The organism is Pseudomonas brenneri, assembly GCF_007858285.1.
In the GTDB taxonomy this organism is placed as follows: Bacteria; Pseudomonadota; Gammaproteobacteria; order Pseudomonadales; family Pseudomonadaceae; genus Aquipseudomonas; species Aquipseudomonas brenneri.
Genome location: NZ_VFIL01000001.1, coordinates 429,296 through 454,465 on the forward strand (window position 1 = coordinate 429,296; position 25,170 = coordinate 454,465).

At 59.9% G+C, this 25,170-nt stretch carries 21 protein-coding genes; 10 read left to right on the forward strand and 11 right to left on the reverse strand.

What is annotated here, in order from left to right; genetic code table 11:
• The first annotated feature begins 20 nt into the window (after positions 1–20).
• Positions 21–2,675, forward strand: a complete 2,655-nt coding sequence (locus tag FJD34_RS01885; RefSeq protein WP_090291113.1) for an autotransporter family protein — start codon at positions 21–23, stop codon at positions 2,673–2,675.
• A 6-nt stretch (positions 2,676–2,681) separates the two neighbouring features.
• Here the strand turns inward: FJD34_RS01885 and aqpZ are convergent, their stop codons facing one another.
• Both aqpZ and FJD34_RS01895 read right to left on the reverse strand, forming a co-directional pair.
• Positions 2,682–3,368, reverse strand: a complete 687-nt coding sequence (aqpZ, locus tag FJD34_RS01890) for an aquaporin Z (protein ID WP_090291112.1) — start codon at positions 3,366–3,368, stop codon at positions 2,682–2,684.
• Between the two features lie 165 nt (positions 3,369–3,533).
• Entirely contained in the window at positions 3,534–3,791 is a 258-nt protein-coding gene (locus FJD34_RS01895) for a DUF1652 domain-containing protein (protein WP_032860400.1), read from the reverse strand.
• Between the two features lie 198 nt (positions 3,792–3,989).
• Here FJD34_RS01895 and eco point away from each other — a divergent pair, with 198 nt between their 5' ends.
• Positions 3,990–4,472: a serine protease inhibitor ecotin gene (gene eco, locus FJD34_RS01900; protein WP_032860402.1), complete on the forward strand. Its 483-nt coding sequence runs from the start codon at positions 3,990–3,992 to the stop codon at positions 4,470–4,472.
• A 151-nt stretch (positions 4,473–4,623) separates the two neighbouring features.
• Here eco and ilvA read toward each other — a convergent pair whose 3' ends face one another.
• Positions 4,624–5,637: a threonine ammonia-lyase, biosynthetic gene (gene ilvA / locus FJD34_RS01905; protein WP_082445590.1), complete on the reverse strand. Its 1,014-nt coding sequence runs from the start codon at positions 5,635–5,637 to the stop codon at positions 4,624–4,626.
• A gap of 251 nt (positions 5,638–5,888) precedes the next feature.
• On the opposite strand from ilvA, the gene FJD34_RS01910 reads away from it, so the two are divergent.
• Together FJD34_RS01910 and map are read left to right on the forward strand one after the other, a co-directional pair.
• Positions 5,889–6,089 carry a ParD-like family protein gene (locus FJD34_RS01910; RefSeq protein WP_032860404.1) on the forward strand — a complete coding sequence of 67 codons (201 nt, stop codon included), beginning with the start codon at positions 5,889–5,891 and terminating at the stop codon, positions 6,087–6,089.
• The gene (map, locus tag FJD34_RS01915; RefSeq protein ID WP_065942994.1) at positions 6,089–6,844 is read left to right on the forward strand and encodes a type I methionyl aminopeptidase; all 756 of its coding nucleotides are present in this window, start codon (positions 6,089–6,091) and stop codon (positions 6,842–6,844) included. The genes FJD34_RS01910 and map overlap by 1 nt, the downstream gene beginning before the upstream one ends.
• A gap of 26 nt (positions 6,845–6,870) precedes the next feature.
• Here map and FJD34_RS01920 read toward each other — a convergent pair whose 3' ends face one another.
• Positions 6,871–7,809 carry a magnesium transporter CorA family protein gene (locus FJD34_RS01920; protein WP_373290008.1) on the reverse strand — a complete coding sequence of 313 codons (939 nt, stop codon included), beginning with the start codon at positions 7,807–7,809 and terminating at the stop codon, positions 6,871–6,873.
• Entirely contained in the window at positions 7,806–9,392 is a 1,587-nt protein-coding gene (locus FJD34_RS01925; RefSeq protein WP_090291111.1) for a RimK family protein, read from the reverse strand. The genes FJD34_RS01920 and FJD34_RS01925 overlap by 4 nt, the downstream gene beginning before the upstream one ends.
• A gap of 92 nt (positions 9,393–9,484) precedes the next feature.
• Here FJD34_RS01925 and FJD34_RS01930 point away from each other — a divergent pair, with 92 nt between their 5' ends.
• A complete protein-coding gene (locus FJD34_RS01930) occupies positions 9,485–10,576 on the forward strand; it encodes a GNAT family N-acetyltransferase/peptidase C39 family protein (protein ID WP_032860408.1) in 1,092 nt (363 codons plus the stop codon).
• Here the strand turns inward: FJD34_RS01930 and sfnG are convergent.
• Positions 10,565–11,677: a dimethylsulfone monooxygenase SfnG gene (gene sfnG / locus FJD34_RS01935; protein WP_032860410.1), complete on the reverse strand. Its 1,113-nt coding sequence runs from the start codon at positions 11,675–11,677 to the stop codon at positions 10,565–10,567. The two genes, FJD34_RS01930 and sfnG, sit on opposite strands and share 12 nt — an antisense overlap.
• Before the next feature lie 242 nt (positions 11,678–11,919).
• On the opposite strand from sfnG, the gene FJD34_RS01940 reads away from it, so the two are divergent.
• Entirely contained in the window at positions 11,920–12,699 is a 780-nt protein-coding gene (locus tag FJD34_RS01940) for a TSUP family transporter (protein ID WP_032860412.1), read from the forward strand.
• Here FJD34_RS01940 and nudC read toward each other — a convergent pair.
• From nudC to FJD34_RS01960, 4 genes are all read right to left on the reverse strand, one after another.
• Entirely contained in the window at positions 12,667–13,500 is an 834-nt protein-coding gene (gene nudC, locus FJD34_RS01945; protein WP_090291110.1) for an NAD(+) diphosphatase, read from the reverse strand. The two genes, FJD34_RS01940 and nudC, sit on opposite strands and share 33 nt — an antisense overlap.
• Before the next feature lie 6 nt (positions 13,501–13,506).
• Positions 13,507–14,319, reverse strand: a complete 813-nt coding sequence (locus FJD34_RS01950; RefSeq protein ID WP_032860416.1) for a crotonase/enoyl-CoA hydratase family protein — start codon at positions 14,317–14,319, stop codon at positions 13,507–13,509.
• Positions 14,320–14,585: 266 nt separating this feature from the next.
• A complete protein-coding gene (locus tag FJD34_RS01955; RefSeq protein ID WP_032860417.1) occupies positions 14,586–15,881 on the reverse strand; it encodes an ATP-binding protein in 1,296 nt (431 codons plus the stop codon).
• 4 nt (positions 15,882–15,885) lie between these two features.
• Positions 15,886–16,587, reverse strand: a complete 702-nt coding sequence (locus FJD34_RS01960) for a response regulator (RefSeq protein ID WP_032860419.1) — start codon at positions 16,585–16,587, stop codon at positions 15,886–15,888.
• Between the two features lie 238 nt (positions 16,588–16,825).
• On the opposite strand from FJD34_RS01960, the gene FJD34_RS01965 reads away from it, so the two are divergent.
• The 4 genes from FJD34_RS01965 (at position 16,826) to FJD34_RS01980 (ending at position 22,601) form a co-directional block, all read left to right on the forward strand.
• Positions 16,826–17,983, forward strand: coding sequence for an efflux RND transporter periplasmic adaptor subunit (locus tag FJD34_RS01965; protein ID WP_090291109.1), 1,158 nt, complete (start codon positions 16,826–16,828; stop codon positions 17,981–17,983).
• Between the two features lie 18 nt (positions 17,984–18,001).
• The gene (locus FJD34_RS01970; RefSeq protein WP_032860423.1) at positions 18,002–21,094 is read left to right on the forward strand and encodes an efflux RND transporter permease subunit; all 3,093 of its coding nucleotides are present in this window, start codon (positions 18,002–18,004) and stop codon (positions 21,092–21,094) included.
• Positions 21,095–21,249: 155 nt separating this feature from the next.
• Complete coding sequence (locus FJD34_RS01975; protein WP_032860709.1) at positions 21,250–21,891, forward strand: DUF1345 domain-containing protein; 642 nt, start codon at positions 21,250–21,252, stop codon at positions 21,889–21,891.
• A 248-nt stretch (positions 21,892–22,139) separates the two neighbouring features.
• Positions 22,140–22,601 (forward strand): hypothetical protein, encoded by a 462-nt coding sequence (locus FJD34_RS01980; protein WP_090291108.1) that lies wholly within the window; start codon positions 22,140–22,142, stop codon positions 22,599–22,601.
• A gap of 65 nt (positions 22,602–22,666) precedes the next feature.
• Here FJD34_RS01980 and FJD34_RS01985 read toward each other — a convergent pair whose 3' ends face one another.
• Positions 22,667–24,931 (reverse strand): autotransporter outer membrane beta-barrel domain-containing protein, encoded by a 2,265-nt coding sequence (locus FJD34_RS01985; RefSeq protein ID WP_090291107.1) that lies wholly within the window; start codon positions 24,929–24,931, stop codon positions 22,667–22,669.
• Between the last annotated feature and the right edge of the window lie 239 nt (positions 24,932–25,170).

A 25,170-nucleotide genomic window follows, 5' to 3' on the forward strand; every position in this document is an offset into this window, starting at 1 on the left:
TACAAAGACAGGGACGACCAATGGGCAATGACCGCTCCTGTATCAAACCCGCCGTTTTCGTGGCTGGCATCCTTTCACTGCAAACCCCGGCTCAGGCCGCTTGCGTCTTCACCCCGGGCCCTGGTGACGACAGCTATACCTGCGACAGCGGCACCTCTGCCGGTGGCCTGACCGACTTGTTCGGTAAAAACACCTTGAACTTGCCTGTAGGCGGTTCGGGCACCGTCAATGGCAGCGTGGTGTTTGGCGCGGGCGACGATGGGGTCGCGATCAATTCCGGGCGTATCGTCGGTTCGGTGACTCAGGGTGACGGTGCCGATCGCTTCCAGATCAGTGGCGGCACTGTCACCGGGACGGTCTCCCAAGGCAACGGCATCGACGACTTCGTGATGAGTGGCGGGCAGATCCAGGCCCTGGCCCAGGGCGATGGTCGGGATACGTTCAGCATGACGGGTGGCACCATCGTCGGCGCGTTTGAAGACGGCGATGTCGCCAGTCAAACCGCCGGGACTATCGGCCGGGTAGATATGAAACTGGACAACAATATCTATGACATGTCCGGTGGTGCCATCCTTGGCAACCTGGTGACCGGCTTTGGTACTGACTGGATCCGCGTGACCGGTGGCAGTATTGGCGGCAACGTCAGCGTCAGCGGCGGCAATGACACCATTCTCGTCAGCGGCGGCGTAATCAATGGCGAGATACGCGCCAGCGTGGGCAACGACACCTTGGAATGGCGCACGGGTGGCCAGATCAAATCTGCCATCTTGATGGGCGACGGTGATGACACTGCGCTGCTGGCTGGCCTGGGTGCCAGCCAACTGGCGGCCACGCCTTCGATAGATGGCGGCCTGGGCAATGATCGATTGACCTTCGACAACACCACTTCGAGTAACGCCGGCCGCTATATCGGCTGGGAAACCTTCGACCTCAACAATGGCTCGCGCCTGGACCTGGCGGGGGATCTGTTCCTGGGCGATAGCGCCAGCGGCACCGGGGTGTTCTCCATCGACAACAGCAGCGTGCTGGCGGTGACCCAAGGCAGTATCCGGCCCTATACCGCCGGCCAACTGGCGACAGTCAATAACGCCGGGACCATCGATATGACCAGCGCCAGCAACAGCGCCACGGACTCGCTGACGGTGTACGGTAATTATGTCGGCAACAATGGCCAACTGTGGCTGCAAACAGTGCTGGGTGATGAGACCTCGGCCAGTGACAAGCTGGTGGTGTCCCAAGGTGCGATCAGCGGCAACACCCAACTGGCGGTGAGCAACCTTGGTGGCCTGGGTGGGCTGACCCGCAACAACGGGATTGAAGTGGTGCAGGCGCTTAACGGCGCAACCAGCACTACCGATGCGTTTGCCCTCAAAAGCGCGGTGTCTGCCGGGGCCTATGAATATTTCCTGTTCAAAGGTGGCGTAACGGCCGGTTCAGAGAACAACTGGTACCTGCGCTCCTCCGTGGTCGCCGTCCAGCCGCCCGCCGTGCCAACGCCGCCGGTGGTACCACCGGTGATCGTTCCGGAACCACCGATCCCGGCCGTGCCGCCGGTGGTCGATCCTGACGAGCCACCGGTTGAGCCACCCACCGACCAGCCTGTGGCACCGGTCGAGCCTCCGGCTCCGCCACCGACCCAGATCCCGGCTGAGGTCTCGCCCACGCCTGCCGACACCACGCCACCCTTGCCCACCGCCGTGGCCGGCGCCGAGCCGATCCCGCTGTATCGCGTCGAGGTACCGGTGTACTCAGTGGTGGTGCCGGCGGCCCAACGCATGACCTTGCAAGCACTTGGCACCTTCCATGATCGCCAGGGCGAGCAAAGCCTGTTGGGCGAAACCGGTACGGTTCCTGCTGGCTGGGGCCGGGCCTATGGCAGTGACTTCCGGCAGAGTTGGTCGGGCACGGTGTCGCCGAGTTTCGACGGCAGCCTCAAGGGCTATCAGGTGGGCCATGACCTGTACGCCTCGGTAACCGATGGCGGGCAACTCCAGCGCCTGGGGCTGTTTATCGGTCAAAGCCGTTTGCAAGGCGATGTCAAAGGCTTTGCCTTGGGTTTTGAGGGCCAGCGTTCCGGGCAGGTCAAACTCACCGGCGACAACTATGGTGCTTACTGGACACTGACGGATCCAAAGGGCTGGTACGTGGACCTGGTAGCCATGGGCACGCGCCTGGACGGTGATAATAAATCCGAGCGCGGGATAAAAATGGATACCAAAGGCCATGCGCTGGCCTTGTCTGCCGAAGCGGGTTACCCGTTTGCCGTTTCCGCGAACTGGGTGGTGGAGCCGCAGGCCCAGGTGATCCACCAACAGATTGACTTGGACCGCCAGAACGACGGGATCTCCAGTGTGTCCTTCGACTCCCAGGATTACTGGACAGGACGCGTGGGTGCCCGCTTGAAAGGCCGCTACTTGCTGCAAGACACCCCTGTCGAACCTTATCTGCGGGTCAACGCCTGGCGCACCTTCGGCGGCAGCGACACGGTGACTTACGATGACGTTGACCGGATCAAAAGTGACCACAAATCGGCCTATGCTGATCTTGGCGTCGGCGTGGTCGCCAAACTGTCCTCCAGCGTCAGCGTGTACGTGGCCGCCGACTACAGCACCCAACTGGACACCAACACACAGGAAGGTATCAGCGGCAATGCTGGCATCCGGATGAGTTGGTAGCCCGGGTCACGGCCGTTCCCGTATGGCCCTGGCTACCACGGCGCCGAGAATGCCACCCGCCAGGGGCGCCAGCCAGAACAGCCAGAGCTGCATCAGGTAATCACTGCCGGCAAACAAAGCCGCCCCGGTGCTACGCGCCGGGTTGACCGAGGTGTTGGTCACGGGTATCGACACCAGGTGAATCAGGGTCAGCGTCAGACCGATGGCAATCGGTGCAAACCCCGGCGTCACTCCAGGCGCCGTGGTCCGCATGACGATGAACACCAGGAAGAACGTCGACACCGTTTCCACCACCACCGCAGCCAACAGGCTGTACTGCCCCGGGCTCAAGTGACCATAGCCATTGGCGGCGAACTCGCCTATTTCAAACCCCGGCCGGCCGCTGGCAACCAGCGCCAGTATCGCCGCTGCGACTGTCGCACCGGCTACCTGGGCGATGATGTAGGGCAGCACATCCAGCCCTGGCAGTCGCCCGCCCACCCACAGGCCGACGGTCACCGCCGGGTTGAAATGTGCACCGCTGATGCTGCCCACCGCGTAAGACATGGTCAGCACACTCAAGCCAAACGCCAATGCCACACCGGCAAAACCGATCCCCAGACCGGGAAACGCCGCCGACAGGATGGCGCTGCCACAACCACCGAAGGTCAACCAGAAGGTACCGAGAAACTCTGCTGCGATTTTCTGTTGCACGCACTACCTCACCCACTGGCGACAGATGTGGGGAAACAGTAGCAAGGAGGAGTGAAAGAACCGTATCGGAATTATCTGAGGCTGGCAGTGGGCACGGAGATAATGCTGGGCCTGGGTTATCCGGGCCCGCAAACTGCCATGACACCGTCGCCTAGAGCGTGATGATCAGTAGAATCTCGCGCCGGCCCTGCGTGGGGCGGGTGCGTGGGCGTGCTTGAGATCTTCACGTAACTCAGTGATCAGGTTGCAGATGGCCCGACTACTGTCGAGCTTGTCGGCCTGGATGCCGGTGACGGTCAGGTCTGTACCGTCATCGTCGTAGACTTTGACCGTAAGCGACGCATCCTCGGCCTTGATGCATTCACAACGTTTAGGCAGAAAACTTCCTTCAATAATGCTGCGCAGTTCCAGTTCCGAAAGCATGGCGACCTCTCCTTCTTATCAATATTCACCTGCTGGCAAACGCCTTCAACCCACTAGCCTACTCCCCGGGCCGGAGCGCGTTGGATCCTTTTCTCATAAGCAGCGACGATGCCTATATAAGTTGTAGGGCAATTTGCAGCCTGGGCCGTAGGCTGGCATCGTGTTCGGGTTTTTCATCCTTCCAGACAAGGACGCCCCATGAACTTCCCTCTGCTCAATACCCTCTCCCTCCTTGGCCTCGCAGCCTGTTGTGCCCAGGCCAATGCGGCAAAACTTGAAGACATTGCACCTTACCCCAAGGCTGATGCCGGTTATGTGCGCCAAGTCATCCACCTGGCCGCACAGCCGCAGGAGCAGGACTTCAAGGTCGAGATCCTGGCCGGCAAGACCTTGACCGTCGATTGCAACCAACAACGCCTGGGCGGTGTGCTGGAAGAAAAGAACCTCGAAGGCTGGGGCTATCCGTTCTACCGGCTGGAGAAGGTCAGCGGCCCCATGAGCACGCTGATGGCCTGCCCCGATGGCAAGACCCGCGAGGACTTTGTGCCGGTGGTCGGTGACGGCTTTGTGCTGCGTTACAACAGCAAGCTGCCCATCGTTGTATATGTTCCAAAAGATGTCGAAGTGCGTTACCGCATCTGGTCGGCATCGGCCACCGTCGAGAAGGCCAGCGTGCAATAACGCAGCCAGTTAACGCCGCAGATCAAATGTGGGAGCTGGCTTGCCAGCGATGGTCGTTAACGATGACGTTGGCCATCTGACACCCCGAGGTGTTTTTGCTGGCGCCATCGTAGCCTCGCTAAAGCTCGACAACTCTCACATTCAATCTGTGCTATTGCGCCGCCACCCGTTCGGCAACGTGACGCAAACTGTCAAAGTTGATATTGGCCCCGGAGTTGATCGCCACCAGCGTCTGCCCCAGGGCCCCAGTACGTGCCACGTAGCGGCGGATCCCGGCAACTGCCAGCGCGCCTGATGGCTCGGTGATGGAACGGGTATCGTCGTAGATCAGCTTGATCGCACTGCACAGTTCATCGTTGCTGACGGTGATGACTTCATCAACATAGTGGCGGCAGATTTCAAAACCGTAGGCGCCGATCTGTGCGACAGCGGTGCCATCGGCGAAGCTGTCCACGCTGGGCAATACCACCCGCTCGCCCGCGCGCAGGGCTGCCAGCAGGCAACTGGAGCCTTCAGGCTCCACGCCAATGATGCGCACCTCTGGGCGCAAATACTTGATGTAGGCAGCGATCCCGGCGATCAACCCGCCACCCCCCACTGGCACAAAGATCACGTCCAGCGCACCTTGTTGCTGGCGCAGGATTTCCATCGCGACCGTGCCTTGGCCGGCGATCACATCCGGATCGTCGAACGGCGAAACAAAGGTAGCGCCCGACTGTTCGGCCAACTGCAACGCATGGGCCAAGGCAAACGGGAAACTGGCCCCATGCAGCACCGCGTCGGCGCCTCGCGAGCGCACGCCCAGCACTTTCAATTCGGGCGTGGTGCAAGGCATCACGATGGTCGCCTTGATCCCCAGTTCACGCGCCGCCAGTGCCACACCCTGGGCATGGTTGCCCGCCGACGCCGTGATCACCCCGCAGGCTTTTTGCGCGTCGGTGAGTTGCACCAGCTTGTTGTAGGCGCCGCGGATCTTGAAGGAAAACGTCGGCTGCAAGTCTTCGCGCTTAAGCAGGATCTGATTGCCGAGCAACGCCGATAGCGCAGGCGCGGGCTGCAAGGGAGTGCGCACGGCCAGGTCGTAGACCGGTGCGGCGAGGATTTTCTTTACGTAATGCTCAAGCAATCCATCGTCGGCGTTGGACTGCGGCAGTGGGCTACTCATGGGGGTCTCCTGACGTTTAGCAGAGCCCAGGAGACGGAAAAACAAAACCCGCCTCTAAGGCGGGTTTGGGTACAGCCGAGCGCTATCCCGCCAAATGAGGAATGGCGGTAATAATGCTTGGCTGGGAACGATAGGTTTGAAAGGTCATGAAGCAAAACTAACTGGCGGCCTGTGGCAAGTCAACTGCCGGGGTTTACGAGCGATATACGAAACGTATACGCTTTGTACATCAATCCCGCACAGTGAAGCTCATGGGCATCGTCAAGATTACCGACCAACTGCATGAACAAATCCGTCTCGCCAGCGCCGCCATGGACCGTTCCATCAACGCCCAGGCCGAGTTCTGGATCAAGATCGGCCTGCTGGCCGAGCTAAATCCGCACCTGGCCTACAACGATCTGATCAACAAACTATTGCTCGACAAGCCCGATCTGATCCGGGGGCGCACCTGATGATCAAGACTGCCCCACAGCTCGCCGTGATGCGCGAAGCGGGCCGCCTGCTGGGCCAAGTATTCAGCATGCTCGACAGCCGGGTCTGCGCCGGCCAGTCAACCCTGGAACTGGACGCCGCCGTCGAAGCGTTTATCCGCCACGACCTGCAGGCGCGCCCCGCCAGCCTTGGGCAATATGACTACCCCTTCTGCATCAACACGTCCATCAACGAAGTGGTGTGCCACGGCATGCCGGATGCCAAGGCCGTGTTGAAGGACGGCGATATCGTCAATATCGACATCACCCTGGAGAAAGGCGGGTTTATCGCCGACTCCAGCAAGATGTACATGATCGGCGCGGTCGCCCCCAAGGCCCGGCGCCTGGTCGAGATGACGTTCGAGGCCATGTGGGCCGGTATCCGCCAGGTCAAGCCCGGCGCACGGTTGGGCGATATTGGCCATGCAATCCAGAGCCACGCGCAAGCCAACGGCTACAGCGTAGTACGCGAGTACTGCGGCCACGGAATTGGCCGCGAAATGCACGAAGAACCGCAGATCCTCCACTTCGGCCGGCCGGGTACCGGCTTGACCCTGCGCGAAGGCATGGTGTTCACCATCGAGCCGATGCTGAACCAGGGCAGCGCCAAGGTACGCAGCCTCAAGGATGGCTGGACCGTGGTCACCCGCGATAACAGCCTGTCGGCGCAATGGGAGCACACGGTGGCTGTCACCGCTGATGGCTTTGAAGTGCTGACACTGCAGGAGGGTGCCTAGGCACCCAAGTGGGAAGCGGGCTTCAATCACCCCGCTTTCCCACCGCCCCTGGCAATCCGCCTGAGCCCCAGCACCATCCCCACTGCACCCAGCGCCATCGCCAGCAGAAACAATGGATACGCCACCCACCACGGCGTCCCTGCCGTCATCATGCTGAACTCGGACATCCCTCCAATACTGGCGATCAGGTTCAACGGCAGGAACACTACGTTGATCAGCGTCAGCTTGCGCAGCAGGTTATTCATGCTGTTGTTCATCAGGTTGCCCCGGGCATCGATCAGCCCGGAGAACACATTGGAGTAGATCTCCGCCTGCTTGTAGCACTGGTTATTCTCGATGATCAGGTCGTCGATCAAACCCAGAGTCTGCGAACTGAAATGTTCCTTCTCGCCGTGGTTGCGCAAGCGCGTCAAGACGGCGCCGTTGCTGTGCAGCGCATTGATGTAATAGATCAGGCTCTCGCTGAGGCTGAACATCTGCATCAGGTGGCGATTACTCATCGAGGCGTTGAACTGCTGCTGCAATTCCCGGGCGACTAGCTTGATCACCTTGAGATGGCCCAGATAGTGATGGATGTTGTTGAGCAGCAGATCCAGCAGCACATCCAGCGGTGTATGCAGTGGCCGGCGCGCACCCAGGCCGGATAGTTGGCTGTCATCGGTGGCAATCACCAGCAGGCGGTCCGGTGAAAACAGCAAGCCACAGGATGACACTTCAAACACTAGGTTACTGCCCCCGGAATAGTTTTGCGGGCGCTTCCAGATCAGGAACAGGTTGTCGGGATGGAATTCAATACGCGACACCTCGTCCGGGTCCAGCGCCGACGCCAGCGCGTGCTCATCGACTTTATAGCGCTCGCGCAGCAATTCACGTTCATCGCTATCGGGGTTGCTGAACAGCAGGATCTCGGCACTTTCGCGCTCGGTGCGGCGCAATGCGCCCTCGCTGAGTTCAAGGCAGATCACCAGACCTGACCCTGGCGTTTGAGCTCCAGGCGTCGCACGAACTCCTCCAGCACCAGGGAATACAGGTCGTCCTGCAAATAGGCGTCTTCGATCCCCGCGTCCATATTCGGGTTGTCGTTGACCTCAATCACCACCACCTTGTCACCAGACTGCTTTAAATCCACGCCGTACAACCCGTCGCCGATCAGGTTTGCGGTCTTGACCGCCAGTTCCACCACCGCCTTCGGTGCCTCGTGAACCGCCAGGGTGCGACACTCACCGTTGATATCCTGGCCGATGGCCTTGTGGTTGTAGATCTGCCAATGGCCCTTGGACATGAAGTATTGACAGGCAAAGATCGGCTTGCGGTTGAGCACACCAATGCGCCAGTCGTACTCGGTATAGAAAAACTCCTGGGCCAGCAGCAACACCGAATGTTCGAACAGCTCCGCCGTGGCGGCCAGCAGCGCCTCCTGGCTTTCGACCTTGATCACCCCACGGGAAAAACAACCGTCGGGGATTTTCAGCACCAGGGGAAAGCCCAGGCGCTCGCCAACCCGCTCGAAATCTTCCGGTCGTTCCTTGTAGAGGATTTCGGTGGCGGGCATGCCCAATTGATGGCTCTTGAGCAGGTCCGTGAGGTAGACCTTATTCGTACAGCGCAGGATCGAAGCAGGATCATCCATCACCACCAACCCTTCACTCTCGGCTTTCTTGGCGAAACGATAAGTGTGGTTATCGACGCTGGTGGTTTCGCGGATCAACAAGGCGTCGTACTCGGCCAGCCGTGCGTAGTCCTTGCGTTCGATCAACTCGACATCGATCCCCAGCCCCTTGCCCACCCGTACGAAATTATCCAGGGCCTTGGCATTGGACGGTGGCAACTGTTCCTGGGGATCATGCAGGATCGCCAGGTCATAACGGGCCAGACGCCGCGAACGCGGCTGGCGCCAGATCCTGCGGCTGAAGTTGTCTAGCGCGTGGGCAAATTGGTCTTCTTGATCATCACGCAACTTATGTAATGCCCCGAATTTAATGCCTTCGATATGCCAGCCATTACTCTTGCGAAACTCAACTAACAGGATCGGACTTGGAAAGACTTCAAACAACTGACGGGCCAAATCCTGCAAAGGCTCAATATTGGTTCGGCCAAAATAAAGAGTCAGGGTAAAACCTTCAGTATTGCTGTAGAGGTGATGACTCAATGCTTTGTCGAGGGTTTTATCCAGGTCATCCAGGGCCAGGCCATACAGGGATTTCTTCGTCAGCTCGCTGATGGTACGCACTGACGGAATTACCTTGTGCCCCCGCGCCTCCGCAAGCAGCGAGCAGTAGTAGCCATGGCCCAGGTACTTGTAGCTGCGGCACAGGTTGATCACCTGCACCCGCTTGCCAGCCTCGTTTTCCCTGGGGTGTTCGAGGTATTCCTGGGCGGTGACAATATCTTCGCTGGGAAAATAGGAAGCCCAGTCTTCCCTGCGTTCAACAATAATCACGACCTGACTTGTACTCTTGGGCGGTGTAGAAAAATATCCGCTGGAAGTTATTGTAGTCGCGACAGTTTGCTCGGATACTTCTCGCCAATGACTTTGTACCGCTGACATATTGATTGATCCGCTAGAGAACTTGACCTTTTCTATTAAGCACGATCTTTCAGAGAAGTCTCGTTTAGTTACGCAACTTTTACGGCGGTTACATGACTCTTTCCTTTCGCGTTGCAACGCTCGATGATTTGCCAGAATTGGTGGCATTGGAACAGCACTGCTTCACCACAGATCGACTGTCCCCTCGCAGTTTCCAGTGGATGATCAGCCGTGCTCACGCACAACTGCTGGTGGCCGAGAAAAGCGGGCATTTGCTCGGTTATGCCCTGGTGCTGTTCCATCGCGGCACCTCGTTGGCGCGCCTGTATTCCCTGGCCATCGCTACGCCTGCCCGGGGCCTGGGCTTGGGCAAGCAACTGCTGGCACGCATCGAAGCCTGCGCCGTGGCGCACGACTGTGCTTACCTACGCCTTGAGGTGCGCACCGATAACCCTGGCGCCATCGCCCTGTATGAGCGCAGTGGGTACCGGCGCTTTGCCCTGATCAACGACTATTACGCCGACCATACCGACGCCCTGCGCCTGGAAAAACGTATCCTCCAGCATACTGACGGCCGGGCCTTGAGTGTCCCCTATTACCAGCAGACCACCGACTTCACCTGCGGCGCTGCCTGCCTGCTGATGGCCATGGGTGCCCTGACGCCAGGGCGTGAGGCCCAGCGCCGTGAAGAGCTGCAGATCTGGCGCGAGGCGACCACCGTCTTCATGACTGCCGGCCACGGTGGTTGCAGCCCACAGGGCCTGGCCCTGGCCGCCTGGCGCCGAGGGTTTCGCGTGCGCATGCAGGTCAACGTGTATGGGCCGCTGTTTCTCGACGGGGTGCGTGACCCGCATAAAAAGGAGGTCATACGCCTGGTGCATGAGGGATTCGAGGAAGAATTGGCGGGCAGTGATGTGCAGCAAATACACGGCGGTGCATTGGACCTGACACAGGTCTTGGACGACGGCGGCCAGCCGCTGGTGCTGATCAGCAGCTACCGACTGACACGTTCCAAGTCACCGCACTGGGTGATTGTGACTGACTGTGATCAGGAGTTTGTCTACCTGCATGATCCTGACGTGGACCATAGCCAGCACCGCCAGCCCATGGACTGCCAGCATTTGCCGGTCAGCCACGGGGAATTCGAACGGATGTGCCGCTTTGGCAACAACCAGCTACGCGCGGCGGTGGTGCTATACCGGTAACGCGACCGCCCTGGCGCTGCCGGTCGCAGCGGCCTTGGCTTCCAGTTCGCGCACCAGGGGCAACACGCGCTGACCAAAATATTCCACCTCCTCCTGGAAATGCAGGAAGCCCGCCAGTACCAGGTCCACCCCCACCGCCTTGAGCGCGACGATGCGCTCGGCGATCTGCCGGGGCGTGCCGATCAGGTTAGTCTTGAAACCGTCGTTGTACTGCACCAGGTCGGCAAAGCTGGACTTGGCCCAATTGCCCTCTCCTTCCGGCGAAGCCCTGCCCGCCTGCTTGGCCGCATCACCAAAGGCATTCACCGCTTGCGGGTCGGCCTTGTCGATGATCTCGGCCAGTACCGCCTGGGCCTCTTCCTCGGTGTCGCGGGCGATCACGAAGGCGTTGACCCCGACTTTTACCGAATGATTATTGGCGGTGGCCTTGGCACGGATGTCATCCACCTGAGCCTTGATACCTTCTGGCGTATTACCGTTAGTGAAATACCAATCCGACACCCGCGCCGCCATATCCCGCGCCGCACGGGAGCTGCCGCCCTGGAAAATCTCCGGGTGCGGCTGTCCCAGGGGCTTGGGCTTGAGGCTGTAATTGTTGAAACGATAGAAATCGCCCTTGAAGGTGAACTCGTCCTGGGTCCAGATACCTTTCAACGCGCGGATGAATTCTTCGGAGCGCCGATAACGCTCGTCATGCTCCAGCCAGTGCTCGCCAATGGCCTGGAACTCGCCCTTGAACCAGCCGCTGACGATATTCACCGCCACCCGGCCATTGGTCAGTTGATCAATGGTCGCCAGTTGCTTGGCCGCCAGCGCCGGCTGCCAGGGACCTGGCAGGATCGCCGCGATCACCTTGAGCTTGGTGGTAGCCGCCAGTAACGCGTGGCTGAAGGCCACGGATTCATGCTGGTACTCGGCGCCGTAACCAGCGGTGAAGCGGATTTGCGTCAAGGCGTATTCAAACCCCGCCGCCTCGGCCAACTGGGCCAGCTTGCGGTTGTAGTCGATGCCCCAGTCGGTGCGTTGTTCGACCTTGCTGACCACCAGGCCACCACTGACATTGGGCACCCAATAGGCAAATTTCACGGCTTGCTGAGTCATTGTTCGGTACCTCGCACACAGGGGATGTGCAGGTTGTGGAGCAGCAAGCGTGCCAGTGTGCGCAAAGCCCCATGCTAGGGGCGCTCGGCTGTTGCGGACCTGGGCAGGGCAATGTTGCCCAGGTGGGTGAATTGTTGAATCACTGTTGCTGCTGCAACAGTCGCCGTAACAATCGGTTATAGGTAAGCTATCGGACTTTCGCGCAGCCCCGTTCTGCGCCTCGCCGAAAATAAGTCGCCTCCATGCCTTTTGAACTCAGCGTTGACCTCACCACCCTGGCCATTCTGGCTGTGGTTGCCTTTGTTGCCGGTTTTATCGATGCCATTGCCGGCGGTGGCGGTTTGCTCACCACACCCGCCTTGCTCACTGCCGGCATGCCGCCCCATCTGGTATTGGGTACCAACAAACTGAGTTCGACCTTCGGCTCGGCCACCGCCAGTTTCACCTTCTACCGGCGCAAGCTGTTCCACCCGCGCCAGTGGGTGCATGCCATCGTCGGTACGCTGGTCGGCGCGCTGCTCGGTGCCATCGTCGCCCATTACCTGCCCGCCGAATGGTTGAACAAGATGCTGCCGGTGATTGTCTTCGCCTGTGGTATCTACCTGCTATTTGGTGGCACGCCCAAGGCGCCGCTGGACGCGGATGCGCCGATCAAGAAGAAATGGCAGTCGACCCAGGGTTTTGGCCTGGGCTTCTATGATGGCGTGGCAGGTCCCGGCACCGGCGCGTTCTGGACCGTCAGCACCTTGCTGATGTACCCCGTCGACCTGGTCAAGGCCAGCGGCGTGGCGCGCAGCATGAACTTCGTCAGCAACGCGGCGGCGCTGTCGGTGTTTATCTTCAATGGTTCGGTGGACTGGATTGTCGGCCTGAGCATGGGCCTGTCGGTGATGGTGGGTGCGTTCTTTGGCGCACGCAGTGCCATCAGCGGCGGCGCCAAATTCATTCGCCCGGTGTTTATCACCGTGGTCCTCGGCCTGACTGTGCGCCTAGCCTGGCAGCACTGGTTCAGCGTGGCCTAAGCGGCGCGCCACATACAGGTCGATCAGGTAGCGGGCAATCGAGCGCGACGCCGGCAATGGTGGCAACTGGTGGATGTTGAACCACTGCGCATCCTCGATCTCGTCGGCCTGGGGCACGATCTCGCCACCGGCATACTCGGCATGAAAGCCCAGCATCATTGAGTGCGGAAACGGCCAGCACTGGCTGCCCACGTACTGGATGTTCTGCACCTCGACCTGCACTTCCTCGCGCACTTCGCGGATCAGGCAGTCTTCGGCAGACTCCCCTGGCTCGGCAAACCCGGCCAGGGTGCTGTAGACCCCAGTGACGAAACGCGGTGAGCGTGCGAGCAGAATCTCATCACCACGGGTGATCAACACAATCATGCTGGGGGAAATACGCGGGTAGCTGCGCAGGTCGCACGCCTGGCAGAACAGTGCGCGCTCCCGGGGTACCTGCACCATCGCCTGGCCGCAGCTGCCACAAAAACGGTGCTCGCGGGCCCAGGTGCCGATTTGCGCGGCATAGCCCAGGACTTTGTACAGGCGGTGGTCGCCTTGCAGCATAAAGGCCCGCAGGCCCTGCCAGCGGCAACCTTGCACATCGCCAGGGCTGTTCAGCTCCAGCAGGTACACCGGCTCGCCATCCAGGTGGCCGATGCCATGCTCGGCCAATACCGACAAGTCCTGGCGCTTGAGCCATTCCCTGGGAAACAGCGGCCCGTTGTCGTCCAGCAAAAAGCCTTCACGACTGCGGGCCACGGCCCAGCCGCCGGGGGCGTCATTGTCCAGCAGCGTTGTGGTCATCCAGCCTGGGGTCATGTTCAGTCAATCCACGAATTCGGGTTTCTGCTTGCTCATATGGGCCGCGATGGCCACGCGCAGGTCGTTGGATTGCAACATAGCAGCGTTCCAGGTGGCAACGTATTCCAGGCCATCGTTGATGGTGTGGTCACGCATGTAGCTGATCATGGCCTTGGTACCGGTCACGGCGATCGGCGATTTGGCGGCAATTTGCGTTGCAAGCTCCATCACCCCGGCCAGCAGGCTTTCATGATCGGCAAAGGTGCGGTTGACCAGGCCGATGCTGCGCGCTTCTTCTGCCCCAAAGGTACGGCCGGTGTAGGCCAGCTCGCGCAGCATGCCGTCGCCAATGATGCGTGGCAGACGCTGCAAGGTGCCAACGTCGGCGGCCATGCCGATGTCGATTTCCTTGATCGAGAATTGCGCGTCGTCAGCGGCATAACGCATGTCACAGGCGCTGATCAGGTCGATCGCGCCGCCAATGCAATAGCCCTGGATCGCCGCGAGGACCGGCTTGCGGCAGTTGTCCACGGCATTGAAGGAGGCTTGCAGTTGCAGGATCTTGCGCCGCAGCAAGCGCGCATTACGGCCCACGTCCTTGCCAAACTCATTGGCTACCGAGGCCAGCATCATCAGGTCGATGCCCGAGGAAAAATGCTTGCCGGCGCCACTCAGGACCACGGCGCGTACCGCATCGGTGTCTTCGACCCATTGGAAAATCTCGATGATCTCGCTCCAGAACGCCGCGTTCATGGCGTTGATCTTTTCTGGGCGATTGATCTGCACATGGGCGACGTTGTCGTGGAGTTCGACGACAAAGGCTTGGTATTCGGACATGGCAGTGATCCTTGGCTGGCGACTGATAAAGGCCGAACTATAGCAAGGGAGCGTCAGGGGCGGTAAGGCTGTGCATGTGCCAAAAACAGGACTCTTAATGCCAGTCAGTTAAGCGGATTCTGCTTTCTGTAGGAGCGAGCTTGCTCGCGAAGAACTTGAGAGCGCCGCGTTTACCTAGCAAACACGCGTTATCGTTGACGTCCTTCGCGAGCAAGCTCGCTCCTACAAAAAAGCCTTAATAACACAAGCCCCGCCCCACCGCAGGGTCAGGTGGGCAGCCACAGGCGCATGCGTGCACCGCCCAAGGGCGAGGCCTGGGCGGTGAGTGTGCCGCCTTGTGCTTCTACCGCCCGGCGGCTGATCGCCAGGCCCAGGCCGAAGCCGCCGGTGGCGCGGTCACGGCTGCGGTCCAGGCGGTAGAACGGTTCGAAAATCCGTGCGCGCTGTTCCTCGGGGATGCCAATGCCATCGTCATCAACCCAGATCTCGCAGCCCTTGGCGCACACCTTGACGCCAATCTGGATCCGCCTTTCGCAGTAGCGCATGGCATTGCGCAGCAGGTTTTGCAGGGCGCGGGCGGTAAGGCGCGGGTCGAGGGCAAAACGCTCGACGGCGCAGTCGAGCACCACATCAATCACGATCTCGGGGTTTTCCAGTTCGTCGTCGATGCTGCCCAGGATACTGTCGATGAATTCATCCAGCACCACGTCCACCCGCTCGGGCAGTTGCGCCGGGTTTTGCAGGCGGCTGTAGGACAACAGCTCCAGCACCAGCTCATCCAGCTCGCGGATGTGCGCCACCAGGCCTTGCAGGCGTTCGCGGCTGGCCGCCGGCTGGTCTTCGGACAGCGCCAGGGCCAGGCCGAAGTCCAGGCGCGTCAGCGGGGTGCGCAGTTCGTGGGAAACCGCGTTGAGCAAGTCGCGCTGCTGGTTGAGCAGGTGCTCGATGTCGTTGGCCATGGTGTCGAACACCGCTGCCAGGCTGCCGATGTTGGAGCTGGGGGGAATGTGCGTGCGTTCTTCCAGATGCCCCCGGCCCAGTTGCGCCGCTGTCGCCTTGAGGCGCTCCAGATCACGCCAGTGCGGTCGCAGCCATATCAACAGCCCGCCCAGCAACGCCGCACCGATCAGCACGTTCATGGTCCAGTACAGCAGGTTCATGTCCAGCGGGTCGGGCGGGATGGTCAGCTTGACCGCCAATTGCCCATTGAGCGGCGAGCTGATTTCTTCCATCCAGCCCCACTCCCCCAGGCGAATCACCGGCTTGCCCTGCTCCAGCAATTGCTCTTCGGCCGGTGTATAGCGGGCGTCCTGGCGATGCATCAATTGCACTTTCAAGGGGGCAAAGTCCCGGGCCAACTGGTCGGTGACCTCGGACCAGCGCTCCACCGGCCGGCTGTGGTACTGGCGCACGATCAGGCTCTGCAAACCCCGGGACTGCTCGATGCTGTAGTTCATGTAGCGAGTGTGAAAGACCTCGATGATGCCCATGGGGATCAGGTAGATCGCCGCGCTGTAAGTCACGATGGTCAGCAGGTAAAGACGGATCAGGACGCGAAACATGGTCTCAGCATTCCCACTCGGAACGGCTGAACAGGTAACCCTTGCCCCACACCGTCTTGATCTTGCGCGCTTCGCCGGCATGGTCGTCGAACTTGCGGCGCAGCTTGGAAATGGCCACATCCACCGAGCGGTCGGTGCCGTTGAACTCGATGCCGCGCAGACGCTGCAGGATCTGGTCGCGGCTGAGCACTTCACCGGCATGCCGGGCCAGCACCACCAGCAGGTTGTATTCGCCGCTGGACAACTCCACCGCCTGGTCGCGCCAGGTCACCGAACGTTCCGACAGGTCGATGCACAGGTTGCCCATCAATATCTGGTCGTTAGCCGCCTGGGGTTCGCTGAGGCTGCTGCGGCGCAACAAGGTACGCACCCGCGCCAGCAGCACCCGTGGCTCGCAGGGCTTGGTCACGTAGTCATCGGCGCCCATTTCCAGGCCCAGTACCTGGTCGTGGCTGTCATCGCGGGCGGTGAGCATCAGGATCGGCAGGCCGGCCGAATCGGCGCGTAACAGGCGGCAGACTTGCAGGCCGTCGAGGCCGGGCAGCATCAGGTCGAGGATCACCAGGTCCGGCGGATTGAGCCTGGCCCGCTCGCGCACATGGTCGCCACGGCTGAGCACATTGACGTGATAGCCATTGCGCTCAAGGTAACTGGCAATCAGCTCGGACAGCGCGGCGTCGTCTTCGACCAGGAGGATGTTGGGCATGGTGCTTCCAATTAATACGGTTTTTTGTCGTACACAAATCCAATGTGGGAACGGGCTTGCTCCCACATTAAATCGTCATTGCTCACAAGAGCTTGTTAGGATCCACGGCGGTGAAGGATATACGCACGTGCCTCGGCGTGCGCCGTACCTTACATTTCTTCACACACCACCTACAGAGCTTCACAGCACAGTGACGGGGGCGCCCGTAGGATGCGCCAGTCAATATTGGGATAAAAGCATGTCAAAGAATCTGTTTGCGCCGTTTTGCCTTCTCGCACTGACATTGGCCCTGAGCGCGTGTGGCAACTCCGCAGGCGACGCCCCCGAAATGCCCCTGGCCAAGGTGCGCGTCGAAACCCTCGCAGCCAAGCCGCTGTCAATCAGCAGCGAGTTGAGCGGACGCATCGCCGCGCCGCGTATTGCCGAAGTGCGCGCACGGGTCGCAGGCGTGGTGTTGCAGCGGGTATTCAAGGAAGGCCACGACGTCAAACAGGGCGACGTGCTGTTCCGTATCGACCCGGCGCCGTTCAAGGCTGACCTCGACAGCGCCCAGGCGAGCCTGCGCAAGGCCGAAGCCAATGCCTTCCAGGCGCGCCTGCAGGAGCAGCGCTACAGCCAGTTGGTGGAAGGCAATGCCATCAGCGCCCAGGACTACGACAACGCCCGCGCCGCTGCCCGGCAAACTGCCGCCGATGTTGCGGCCAATCAGGCGGCGGTACAACGCGCCAAGCTCAACCTCGGCTATGCCACGGTGACCGCGCCGATCTCCGGGCGCATCGGCCGTGCGCTGGTGACCGAAGGCGCCCTGGTGGGCCAGAACGAAGCCACGCCCATGGCCGTGATCCAGCAACTGGACCCGATTCACGCCGACCTCACCCAGTCCACCCGCGAACTCAGTGACCTGCGCCGTGCTTTTCGCGCCGGGCACTTGAAGCAAGTAGGCCAGGACCAGGCCAAGGCCACGCTGATCCAGGATGATGGCAGCCTTTACCCATTGCCGGGCAAGCTGCTGTTTGCGGAAATTTCCGTCGACCCCGGCACCGGGCAAATCATCCTGCGCAGCGAGTTCCCCAACCCGGACCTCGACCTGTTGCCCGGCAGTTTTATCCGTGTGCGCCTGGAACAGGCAGTCGACCAGCAAGGCCTGAGTGTGCCGCAACGCGCCATCACCCGCGACAGCGCCGGTATCCCGATGGTGTTGCTGGTGGACGCCGAGCAGAACGTCAGCCAGCAACCCGTGGAATTGGGCGCGGCGATCAATGATCGCTGGGTGGTCAACAGCGGCCTGAAGGCCGGTGACCGGATTATCGTCGAAGGCCTGCAGCATGCACGCCCCGGTGAAAAAGTCGACGTCGATGCCAGCTCCGAACCTGTCGCCCAGGCAGCCGGCCAGTAATCAAAGGGATCAGAGACAATGCCGCAGTTCTTTATTGACCGCCCGATCTTCGCCTGGGTGGTTGCCTTGTTTATCCTGCTGGCCGGTGCCCTCGCCATCCCGCAGTTGCCGGTGGCCCAGTACCCCAACGTCGCGCCGCCGCAAGTGGAAATCTATGCGGTGTACCCCGGTGCCTCGGCCCAGACCCTGGATGAAAGCGTGGTCAGCCTGATCGAGCAGGAGCTCAATGGTGTCGACCACCTGCTGTATTTCGAATCCCAGAGCAGCCTGGGCTCGGCGACCATTACCGCGACATTCCAGCCGGGCACCAACCCGGAAATGGCCCAGGTGGATGTGCAGAACCGACTCAAGGTCGTCGAGCCGCGCCTACCGCAAGCGGTGACCCAGCAGGGCTTGCAGGTGGAAAAAGTCTCCGCCGGCTTCCTGCTGCTGGTCACGCTGACATCCAACGACGGCAAGCTCGATGACGTGGCGCTCAGCGATTACCTGGCGCGCAACGTGATGAACGAGCTCAAGCGCCTGGACGGTGTGGGTAAAGCCCAGCTGTATGGCGCCGAGCGGGCGATGCGGATCTGGATCGACCCGCAGAAGCTGATCGGTTTCAACCTGACCCCGGCCGACGTAAATGCCGCGATCAGCGCGCAGAACGCCCAGGTCTCGGCCGGCAGCATTGGTGACTTGCCGGGCACCAACACCCAGGAAATCACCGCGTCGATCCTGGTCAAGGGCCAGCTCTCAACCCCGGCCGAATTTGCCGACATTGTGCTCAAGGCCAACCCGGACGGCTCCACTGTGCGCATTGGTGATGTGGCGCGCGTCGAGATCGGCAGCCAGGAATACCAGTTCTCCACACGCCTGAACGGCAAACCGTCCACCGCTATCGGCGTGCAACTTTCGCCAGGCGCCAACGCCCTGAACACCGCGACCCTGGTTCGGGCGAAAATGGATGAGCTGTCACGCTACTTCCCGGCCAATGTGGAATACAAAATTCCTTACGACACCTCGCCGTTCGTCAAGATCTCGATCACCAAGGTGGTCTACACCTTGCTGGAGGCCATGGCGCTGGTGTTTGCGGTGATGTTCCTGTTCCTACAGAACGTGCGCTACACCTTGATTCCCACGCTGGTGGTGCCGATTGCATTGATGGGGACCTTTGCCACCATGCTGTTGCTGGGCTTCTCGATCAACGTGCTGACCATGTTCGGCATGGTGCTGGCCATCGGCATCCTGGTGGACGATGCGATTGTGGTGGTGGAGAACGTCGAGCGGATCATGGTCACCGAGGGCCTGTCGCCCAAGGAAGCCACGCGCAAGGCCATGGGCCAGATTACCGGGGCGATCATCGGCATTACCCTGGTGCTGGTGGCGGTGTTCCTGCCGATGGCCTTTATGGCGGGCTCGGTGGGGGTGATCTACCAGCAGTTCTCGCTGTCGATGGCCACCTCTATCCTGTTCTCGGCGTTTCTCGCCCTGTCCTTGACCCCGGCCCTGTGCGCTACGTTGCTCAAACCGATTGCCAAAGGTGAGCACCATGCCAAGGGCGGGTTCTTCGGCTGGTTCAACCGCCGCTTTGAACAACTGACCGATCGCTACGAAGGCTGGGTCGCCTATGCCCTCAAGCGCAGCGGCCGCTACCTGCTGATCTACCTGGTATTGCTGGTGGGCCTGGGCTTTTTGTTCAGCCGCCTGCCCGCCTCGTTCCTGCCGGTGGAAGACCAGGGTTACACCATCACCGATATCCAACTGCCACCGGGTGCGAGCAAGAACCGGACGGTACTGGTGGCCGAGCAGATCGAGGCGCATAACGCGACCGAGCCGGGCGTCGGTGATACGACGATGATCATGGGCTTCAGTTTCTCCGGCTCCGGGCAGAATGCGGCGCTGGCGTTTACCACGCTCAAGGATTGGTCGCAGCGCAGCAGCGACGACTCCGCCGCCTCGATTGCCGATCGTGCCAACATGGCGTTTACCGAGCTCAAGGATGCGATGGCCTATGCCGTGCTGCCGCCGCCGGTGGATGGCCTGGGCACCTCCAGTGGCTTTGAGTTCCGCTTGCAGGACCGGGGTGGCGTGGGCCATGCCGCGTTGATGGCGGCCCGCACCGAGTTGCTGGCGGCGGCGGAAAAAAGCCCGATCCTGGCCAACGTGCGTGAAAGCGCCCTGGCTGAAGCACCGCAGGTGCAGCTTGAGGTAGACCGCAAGCGTGCCAACGCCCTGGGCGTGTCGTTTGCCGATGTCGGCAATATCCTCTCCTCGGCCATTGGTTCGGCGTATATCAACGACTTCCCCAACCAGGGCCGCATGCAGCGCGTGGTGGTGCAAGCCGAAGGCGACCAACGCAGCCAGGTCGAAGACCTGATGAAGATCCATGTGCGCAACAACGCCGGGAAGATGGTGCCGTTGTCGGCCTTTGTCGAGGCACGTTGGGTCCAGGGCCCGACGCAGTTGACCCGTTACAACGGCTACCCGGCCATCGCCATTTCCGGTGAAGCGACACCTGGGCATAGCACCGGCGAGGCGATGGAGGAGATCCAGCGGCTGGTGTCGCAACTGCCGGCGGGCCTGGGCCAGGAATGGACCGGGTTATCGTTGCAGGAGCGTTTGTCGGGCGCCCAGGCGCCACTGCTATTGATGCTGTCGCTGCTGGTGGTGTTCCTGTGCCTGGCCGCGCTGTATGAAAGCTGGTCGATCCCCACCTCAGTGTTGCTAGTCGTGCCGCTGGGGGTGTTGGGCGCGGTCATGGCAGTGTCGCTGCGCGGCATGCCCAATGACGTGTTCTTCAAGGTCGGCTTGATCACGATTATCGGGCTATCGGCAAAAAACGCGATCCTGATCATTGAGTTTGCCAAAGACCTGTATGACCAGGGCGAAGACCTGGTCGAGGCCACGCTGAAAGCCGCACGCCTGCGCCTGCGACCGATCATCATGACGTCCCTGGCGTTTATCCTCGGCGTGGTGCCATTGGCGATTGCCACCGGTGCCAGTTCGGCGAGCCAGCAGGCGATTGGTACGGGTGTGATTGGCGGGATGATCACCGCGACATTGGCGGTGGTGTTTGTGCCGGTGTTCTTCGTGGTCGTCATGAAACTGGTGCGCAAACGCCACGATTGATAGCTCTACCCTGTAGGAGCCGGCTTGCCGGCGAAAAACCTGAGAACGCTGCGGGGCATCAGGATTCCCGCGTTAGCGTTGACGATTTTCGCCGGCAAGCCGGCTCCTACAGGAATAGGCTATGGTTGCTCACCAAACCTGCATTTGTGAGCACCATGTCCTACCTCGCCCGTACCCACCCTCGCCTATCCGCTGCCGCCGTCCTGGGACTGGCAATCGGCATTCTGGCGCCCTTCGACTCAATCCTCACCAAAGTCCTGATCGGCTGGAACGCCGGGGTCTGGACCTACCTGATACTGATGGTACGCCTGACCATCCGCGCCAAGGCCGAGGACGTCAAACGCATCGCCGAAGTCGAAGATGAAAACGCCGCCCTGGTGTTGTTCATGGTGTCTATTGCCGCAATTGCCAGCCTGGCAACCATCGCTTTTGGCCTTGCCGGCAGCAAGGACCTGGGCACCGCCGAGCGCCTGTTGCATTACGGCTTTACCGGGGTGACGGTGATGGGGTCGTGGTTGTTGATCGGGGTGATATTCAGCGTGCACTACGCCAGGCTTTATTACACCTGGGACGGCAAGGAGCCGGCGCTGCGCTTTGCCGAGGGGCTGCTGACGCCCAACTACTGGGACTTCCTGTATTTCTCTTTCACCATCGGCGTCGCCGTGCAGACCTCGGATGTGGGTGTGGCTACCCGAGCCATGCGCAAAGTGGTGCTGGGGCAGTCGTTGATCGGCTTTTTGTTCAATACGGCGATCCTGGGATTCTCGATCAATATTGCGGCGGGGCTTTTCGGATGAGGTTTGACGTCCTTAGTTCCAGACAGTATTAAAAATCGATTATTAGACTGTCATTCCTCACAGTAGAAAAAAGTTTGGAAAGGCGTCTAATAGCCTTCAAGTCAGGTTCCGAATCACTCAGAAGCCGATGCCTTCGTATACTGTCATTTTTGACAGTATACAGTCTGGACACACTGCTATTTCATGACTCGGACAGAGCCGTCGACAACTCTGCTACTCGCACAATCATCAGCGATGGAGAAGCGATCATGACCGCAAACGCACAACAGTTATCCCCCGAGCAACAAAAATTACTGCGCCCCAAAGCACTCAATGCAACAGGCACATTCAACGCACTTATCGATACGGTACAGGTCGACTTTCAGACCTTGACCCTGGTGCATGACCGCGAGCAGGCTATCTATCGCCTTATAGCTCGACACGCTGACAACTCAGTCACCGTCACGAAAATCACGATTGAACTACCCAACAACCTTCGCCCGGGACAGGTAATACAGCTGGACCAGTGGATGTCTAACGAAGTCAACGCCTGGTATGCAGTGAAGTCCCCGACAACTCATTACATAGTAAGGTGTTCCACAGGGACTCTGATCCTTGGTAGCTTGCAAGCTGGCGTCATCAAAATCAGCGGCACGCTGGATGGCACCACCGATAAAGATATCAACGGGAACACTCACACCCTGAAAGTCGAATTCGACCTGACCAGTTGATTGCTTATGCAGGAGCAAAAAAACGCCCGTATCTTTCGATACGGGCGCTAATGGGCTTCAGGTATTTACCAGGAGTAGCGAATCCCTAGGTTCGCACCCCAAGGCTGCTCGACCCTACCGCCGCTGCTGTGTTCAAGGTCCGCATGCAGTTGCAGGTTTTGCGACAGTTTCAGCGCCATACCCGCACCGAACTCAGCGCGCGAGCCAGACAGGTCGTTATTGAACACATTGTTGTTCACCTTGACCTTATTGTTGTTGGCAAACTCATGCACCATCGCCGCCCGCAAGTAGGGCTGGACTACGCTGCCACTGTCGAGCTGGATATCGCGCCCAACGGTCGCACCAGCCTTGGCCAGGATTGAACGGGTACGCTCGCCATCGGCGTGCAGGTCATTGTCCAGGTTGTAATTGGCGCCCTGGATCACCACGGTGGACAGCTGTGCATATGGCTCGACAAAGTAGCCGTCGTCCAGCTTGATGTTGCGACCGAACTCTGCCGACAGGCCGCCACCGGTATTGGTGTACTTGCCCTTGGCCTTGGTACCGTCACTCAAGCCGACTTTGGACTCGTTCTGGAAGCGGTTGAGCTTGGCCACTGCATCGAAATACAGGCCACTTTCCTCATCCAGCCACGTTGCATAAGCACCTACGTAGTAGCTCTTTACCGTGCCTGAAGTACCGCGTTTGAGATTGAGGTCAGAGGTACTGTGACCGGCCATCACACCCACCAGCCACTGGCTGTCGGCCAACGGCGTGTCGACACCCAGGGTGAAGCCCTGCTGGTTCTGGTTGTAGCCCACGCCGGTGCTCTCGGCCACCTTGTACTTGTTGCCATAACCGCGCATCCACACACCCGCCTGGCCAGGCTCGAAACGCAACTCGCCCATGCGCGTACGCAATGAAGTCGCCTCGCCGTACCACACAGTGGGTGCCGTATTGAACAGCGCCATCACCGAGCGGGTGGCTGGGCTGATTACACGGTTGTTCGGGTCGAGGAACCAATCGGTGCCGTCCTTTTTCAGGCCGTAGGAGTAGGCACCTACATCGACCACATCACCCTTCAGGGAGAACTGCGCGTCCCCTCCGCCAGTATGTACGACGCGAATCTCTTCGGGGTTGACCGGCTCCGCGCCGCTGGCAGCGAGCAACAGGCTGTGATTACCATTGGCTTCGCCCGTGATATTCAGGAAGTCCGTGATGCCATTGGCAAAGTCGGTGCCCATGACGAAGGTCCCGTTGCCGTCAAGGCTGTCCAGGTCCAGTTGATAGAACGCGTCGGCATGACCGAATATCACCGTACCGTCCGTCAGGTTCAAGGCGCCCACCTGGCTATCACCGGTCAGTTCCCAGTATGAGGCGTCACCAACGTTCAGGCTGGTGACATTCTGCAGTTGCCCCGTCAGCCCAGCGCTGTTTTCCAGGTTCAAATGTGCGGTGCTGCCGTTTTCTACAATCACGTCGCCTTTCAAGCGGCTATTGTCGACATTCATGCTCGCCTTGGCCCCCCCATTGACTTCCAGCAAGGTGCCATTGCCACCGGTCAGGGTCGAGCCGTTGCGCACGTCGACTTCAACTTCCATTTCTTCGCCTGGGTAACCTTCGACGACAATGGCCGAACCGCTGCGACCTTCGACGCTGGAGTTGTCCAGCACCAATTTGCCAGGGCTCTCACTGCCCAGGTCATTGGTGAACAGCACGCCATTTTTGTCGCCGATAATCCGACTTTGGCTGGCTGTCGCGGTTGCACCATCGAGCAATACGCCATAGCTGCCGGCACCGGTACCTTCAACCAAGGTGTTCTGGTGGAACTGCAGTTCGCTGTTGCCATAGGCCATCGCACCGCCCATCACGCCGCGAATAGTGCTGTTGTACACCTGAGCAAGCCCGCCCTTTGGCGAATCGAAATTCTGAAACGCTTGCAGACCTACGGTGGTATTGCTGCTGATGCTGCTGCCTTTGATAACGGCCGTGCTGTCATCCAGACGCACTGCGCCGAACGTCGTGTTGTTCGATTCAACCGTGGCACCGTCAAGGCTGACGTTGGAGCCCTGGGTCGCGCGAATGTCATCGACCAGGCTGCCTGTATTGACACTCAGTGTCGAATCGTTGACCAGGATATTTCCTGTCCGCGCGCCGTTGACGGTCAGGTCGGACTTGTGATCGAGCTGCCAGTCATTTTTCAGCTCTCTGGCGTCAATGACTTTAGACTCGCCAATCAGGTGAGCCGCCTGGGCATGGGTTTGCACAGCTGCAAACATAAGAAACGTAATAGCCGGAAATTTCATCATCTTGCTCAAAGGCTTGAGCTCGAAGTTAGTAGGTGCTGACATGGTGGTTCACTCTCTGGGATAGAGCCTCTGAAAACGGCTTGGCTCGTTCCTCGGAATGAAGCCTTACCTGTACGGCGCAGAGAGTACGGAGTGAAGATACCGGCGGCTGTAGGATAAATCTGAACGCAAATTGGTAATAATCAGTTAAGACGTGACGAAAACTGCACGTTGCAAACAAGAAAAAGGCGGTAATTACCAGACATACAAAAGGGAAGCCATGCTTCCCTTTTGTCATTTCA